This window comes from Actinotalea ferrariae CF5-4 (assembly GCF_000603945.1).
Classification (GTDB): Bacteria; Actinomycetota; Actinomycetes; order Actinomycetales; family Cellulomonadaceae; genus Actinotalea; species Actinotalea ferrariae.
This window is the reverse complement of record NZ_AXCW01000414.1, coordinates 1-767: the sequence shown is the minus strand read 5'-3', so window position 1 is coordinate 767 and position 767 is coordinate 1. Positions and strand designations below refer to the sequence as shown.

Annotated in this window: 1 protein-coding gene and 1 pseudogene; both read left to right on the top strand. The window is 77.4% G+C overall.

What is annotated here, in order from left to right; genetic code table 11:
• Positions 1–143: 143 nt before the first annotated feature.
• On the top strand, positions 144–311 hold the full coding sequence (locus tag N866_RS20660) for a DUF3117 domain-containing protein (protein WP_081802811.1): 168 nt from the start codon (positions 144–146) through the stop codon (positions 309–311).
• 8 nt (positions 312–319) lie between these two features.
• Positions 320–767, top strand: a pseudogene (locus tag N866_RS18370) (hypothetical protein); the annotation flags it as partial.

Sequence of the window (767 nt, the reverse complement as noted above, 5' to 3'; positions counted from 1 at the left end):
GCGGGGGACCGGCGGGGCCGGCCGGTGAACTAGACTCGTCCCGGACGACCGCACGGGCCGTACGGTCCCGCACGGTTCGGACGGCACACCGCAGGGCCGAGCACGGCCCTGCGGCAGACGACGCACGGAAGAGGGAGCCATCGATGGCCGCCATGAAGCCGCGGACGGGTGACGGGCCGCTCGAGGTCACCAAGGAGGGACGCGGCATCGTCATGCGCGTGCCGCTCGAGGGGGGCGGTCGTCTGGTGGTCGAGCTCAACGCGACCGAGGCGAGCGAGCTGGGTGAGGCACTGACCTCCGTCGTCAGCTGACGTCCGCGGTGACGACCGCCGCAGCATCCTCGCGCCGCCGGCCCGCCGGCCGCCGGGGGTCCGACGCACCCACCGCCCCCGGCGCGGAGGCCTTCGACGTCCACGCCCACCTCGCCGGCCTTCCCGCGCTCCGTGTGGTCGCCGGGCACGTCTCCTCGTCCCCGCTCCCGGCCGACGACGAGGTGGACGCGCTCGTCCTGCCCGTCGCCCCGCCGGGTGACGACGACGAGGGGGTCCAGCCCCGGGTCGGCACCGTGGACGCCGCGGTGCGCTACGGCATCGACCTGGCCGAGCTCACCGACGCCCTCGGCGCCGACGGCCGGCCGGGCGAGACGCACGTCGTCACCCTCCCGCGGGCCATCGCCGGGACGCCCGGCCTGCCCTGGGCCGGGCTCGCACCGCGCCTCCTGGTCGTGGGCGTCGGCAGCGGCACGCCCGCCGACCTGCGCCGCGCCG